Origin of the sequence: Streptomyces rhizosphaerihabitans, assembly GCF_025399795.1 — a bacterium.
Taxonomy (GTDB): domain Bacteria; phylum Actinomycetota; class Actinomycetes; order Streptomycetales; family Streptomycetaceae; genus Streptomyces; species Streptomyces rhizosphaerihabitans.
The window spans coordinates 1-971 of the sequence record NZ_JAODTZ010000158.1; the positions used below are offsets into that span (position 1 = coordinate 1).

1 protein-coding gene is annotated in these 971 nt (G+C 64.2%); it reads right to left on the reverse strand.

Annotated features, from left to right (window positions below):
* Window positions 1-30: 30 nt before the first annotated feature.
* A protein-coding gene (locus N4G66_RS45185) for an IS5 family transposase (protein WP_261710151.1) occupies window positions 31-848 on the reverse strand; the annotation gives its coding sequence in 2 pieces (ribosomal slippage) (window positions 31-500 and window positions 500-848; 819 coding nt in all).
* Window positions 849-971: the final 123 nt, after the last annotated feature.

Genomic DNA, 971 nt, shown 5'->3' on the forward strand with positions numbered 1-971 from the left:
CCGGGACTAAACACCCTCTAAGACGGTGTCCTATGTGGTGAGGCGGACGTATCTCTTGTAGCAGCACAGGGCGGCGGCGAGGCCGAGGAAGGCCAGGTAGTTGCGGGGATTGCGTTCGTAGCGGGGGCTGAGTCGGCGATAGCCGGACAGCCACGACATCGTCCGCTCGATCACCCATCTGCGGCGGCCCAATCGTTCGCTGGACTCGATTCCTTTGCGGGCGATCCGCACGCCGATGCGCTTCCCCCGCAGCCATTTCCGCAGGTGGGGAATGTCGTAGGCCTTATCCGCATGGAGCCGCTGAGGCTTGAAGTACCGGCCGCGGTAGGGGTCGTGTCTCGTTTGGTGACCGGCCACCATGGGCTTCAGTCCTTCGCTGTCGTGGACGTTGCTGGCCGAGATGCCGACGAGGAGGGGCAGTCCGTTCGCGTCCGACAGGATGTGCATCTTGGAACCCGGCTTGCCCCGGTCCACGGGGCTCGGACCTGTGCGTTCGCCCCTTTTTTAGCGCGGACGTGGGCGGTGTCCAGGACGATGCGGGTGACGTCGATCAGGCCGGCGTCGTCGAGGCGGTGCAGCACGGCCTCGTGCAGGCGGCCCCACACCCCCGCTCTGGACCAGATCAGGAACCGGCGGTGCGCGGTCGACTTCGATATGCCGAAGCAGGGCGGCAACGCTCTCCACGAACAGCCGCTGACCAGGACGTAGATGATGGCCGCGAACAGCGTCTCATCAGGAGTGTCCTGCGTCCCGCCACCCTGCGGCCGCACTCTCGACGGAGGGATCAGCGGCTTCGCGATCTCCCACAATCCGTCCGGAACAATCCAACTCCACGTACCCCGTCCCATGCACAGCACAACGAGTGATCACCACATAGGACACCGTCTAAGAGGTCATCTCATTTGGGGTATTCGATAGGCTCCGGGTGTGGGGATCGTTGAGCGGCTGGTGCCGGATGAGTTGTGGGAGTT